2 protein-coding genes are annotated in these 3,459 nt (G+C 36.3%); both read right to left on the bottom strand.

The annotated features are described in order from the left end of the window. Positions 1-1,888: 1,888 nt before the first annotated feature. Complete coding sequence (locus tag B2J69_RS24005) at positions 1,889-2,977, bottom strand: hypothetical protein (RefSeq protein WP_143806337.1); 1,089 nt, start codon at positions 2,975-2,977, stop codon at positions 1,889-1,891. Next, a partial coding sequence (locus B2J69_RS23400; RefSeq protein WP_236722781.1) for a glycosyltransferase occupies positions 2,974-3,459 on the bottom strand: 486 nt, incomplete at its 5' end. The genes B2J69_RS23400 and B2J69_RS24005, both read right to left, overlap by 4 nt.

Here is a 3,459-nt window from a genome sequence, read left to right as displayed (position 1 = left end):
AGAGCTAAATAGCATAATTATTACCAATCAAAAGACGAGTTTAGAATTTACAATATATTATACACATAGTGTAAAGATCTTTACAATCTGATCTAAGCCACGAATAAGTAAAAAAAGACGTATTTATTGTGATTATCACCTAAGCAGTCAGCCCTATAGGTCTCCGATCAACTAAAACTCTTTCCACACTGATCCATTCGTAAAAACTATCCACAATCGGCTTGATTAAATCCACTGACCGATAATACTGTGCAGCCATACAGTGTTTGCCAGCAAAGGATTACTGATGACGAAAAACTACAAGATGCGGCCTGCATTCGTACATACAATAAAGTTTGACCGGCGACGGCTCAGAGGCGTACCGCGCCCATATGAGCGGGCTGCGGGATGGTTACCCAAAGCCTAGCCTTTCACGCACCGCAAGACAAAACCCCCATGGCGACTTGCAGAAAACCGCTCTCATTATTTCTGTGTTTATATACAGTAATTTTGCAGGGCAGTTTGATGCAACGCGAATATGAAATGGTCAGCGCGTTCCGAGTTTAGACGCCAGCCGGTTTGTCATCGTCGACCGCGCCGCACAGATGAAGCCAGGCGATGAGGTGGCTTTTCAATACGATGGTTATCCCATGGTGGGCAAAATGTTTCCTTCCGGACTGATAACTTAGGACGGCGAAACGATCGACGGAGAAGGGCTGGAGGGCGTTATCGTTCTGGGCAAAGTGACTGCGACGATTTTGGAAGATGACGACGAGTATCGCCCGACCATCTGACCACAAAAATCTGTGGGGCATACATGTGACAAAAAATTGCCGCAATCTTTACCATCTCTTCGCTACAACGCTGGCAAGTGATTGCGGAAATGCTCTGCTGGCGCGGGCTTTCGATGTGATCTTCGCTCGCTCTGTTTTTCCTAACACCGCATTATAAATATGCAAGTTTAAGCGGTTAAATTGCTTATACGAATACAAAATATTATACGGCCACTTTAGCGAAGCACGTATGTAGTACAAGATATCTCTGCTATCATGCTAAATTAAATTATGAATATGCAGCTTTATTTAAGCTAACTAATTAATAAGTATAAAATAAGTCAGGTCGCTTTGGTGTGATATATGGGTAGGGCAAACACGTTCGGATTTTTGTTAAGGAGGTTATCTTGTGCTTCGTCATTTACATTGATCCTAAATGCTCATGACTTATACACTATCTGCGCTTTAGCATATCCCATCTAAAGAAAGGTTATATTTGCTTACGGATAATAATCCCGGCACGTTTTATTATATAAGGCCACGCCTGACAAGAAAGGAACTGTCTAAGATTGTCGTTGATATCGTAATATTTAGTCATACCGTATGAAGCATCCATGAGAATTAATATAGTGATGTTGTTCATTTGTATTCTTAAAATAGTGTATTTATGGCCTTGAATGTTATTAATGCACTTTGTTGACTTATGGCTTAAGGATGCTTAACGCTTCATCTATAAGGGAATTAACTTCTATTTCTAAAGTTTATTAGCGTAGTCAAATAATATTTTTCAAGGCGCGCTTAATACACATCATTACCGTCGTGCAGCCCATTTTTTTTCAAGTCAGAGAGAAATCTCACTGTGTAACATTAGAATAAAAACAGGATAGGAATGCCGATAATAAATTTGCAGAGTATTTTTTTGGAGATTTTTTTACTAATGAGTCTTGTCTCATTTTGATTGCGCTGAAGCTGAAGAAGCACTAAGGTTTTTAAGAAATATCATTTTATTATCCTTTTTATGAATTAAAAATTACATTGTAAAGTCATAGATCTTACCTAAGATTTAACTGTCAACTAAGTCAACCTAGTTTTTTGTTATTTTTTGCGAAAAAAAGACCGCAATGCGGTCTTTTCGATTATATGAAAGCAGAAAGGTAATTATAATTAGTATAGCTATCCTCGCTTACATTTTGGCCAATTAGTTTATCGAATTGTACAGGGTCGAAATCTTTTAACATACCGCTCTCTATAATTTTTGGATTCTTACTAATTTCCTCAGCAGTATAAAATGAGGAGACTTCTTTGAATTCAGAAATTAGATTTTTTACACCGGCACAGTTAAAAACATTTACTTTTTTTGAGTGGATCTCATAATCAAGTAAGCAAGTTGTTACAGTGGAGATTGCATAATCACAATATGGAATTAAATCATCAGTCCCTTCCAGTCCATGAAAATAAATGTCGTTATGCAATCCATAGAGTAAAAGATTATTTGGCTTGAAATCCATTGCGGCAAGACTGAATGTATTGGGCATTAGTTCTGCTGGGTGAGGGCACCAAATAAAGAGTTCCTCATCATGGGCTTCAACGTATTCAAATAATTCCTTATAAAACCTTCTTTTATCTGACAATGAGTATAAAAACCAGTTGGTATTAGATGTAACTAGAGTAAAAACAGGTAAAACGCGAGGTGGATAATTATCTTTCAATGCTGTTCTAGGATAGCCAAATCCGTCTTCACCTGACCATGATAATTTGAAGTTAGTCAACGATGGAAGGTTTTGTCCAATTCCATCGTAATATGAGTTCGTATCAATAAAAATTGAATTATCAATAAGGTTTTGACCAGATTGAAATAACCCATGTGGCACTTCATATAATTGAGTTCTAGTTTTTAAACAAGCCAAAATGATCTTTTTCAAAGAACTCATTGCAATTTGTGTAACACTGCCAAAGAAAACAATCACTTTAGTAAACATTGGCAAAAAGTCAGCAACTGAATTTTCTGTGAGGAAAAACTTGATTTTACTTGAAGGATTGCTGTTAATATATTCCCTTGCTATCGTTTCATGTCCATTTACATAAATGTAACTAGTGTAACAACTTGATTCAGCAAGTATGAGGGATATTTGGAAATGCGACTTATTAGCTGGAAGATATAATACTTCATCCATATGTTTTTTTTTGCAAGGTGTTGAGATTTTTGCTTCTAATGTATTACTCATACGCTAAAACTCCGCAGTGCAGTTTCATAGGCTTTTATACCTGCTTTTTCAAGTTTTTCTTTGTTGAGAATTATGTCTTTGAGACTTTCATACCATTGATGTTCATTTTGGCATAACCAACCATTAACACCAGAGTTTATAGCTGATTTATATTCATCAACTTCGGAAGCAATGACAGGAACTCCTTGCGATGCCGCTTCAACAAATTTTATATTTGATTTCGCATTATTAAAAACGGTATTTTCAAGAGGCACTAGCACTAAATCATTACGACCTATTTCATGTATCATTTCTTCAAAGCTAACAAATGGAATGAAATTTGTTTCTACACCTAAATTTGAAAAAATTGACGTTTGGTCATTAAGTGTTCCCATGAAATTAATACAAAAATCATCTGGATATTCCATTGCCAACTTAATTAAGCAGCCGCTTATTATAGTATAGTCTTTTAAGTGGGTTTTAGAACCGGACAAATATAGTAA

The organism is Pantoea latae, assembly GCF_002077695.1.
GTDB lineage: Bacteria > Pseudomonadota > Gammaproteobacteria > Enterobacterales > Enterobacteriaceae > Pantoea > Pantoea latae.
This window is presented reverse-complemented; position numbering and strand designations above follow the sequence as displayed.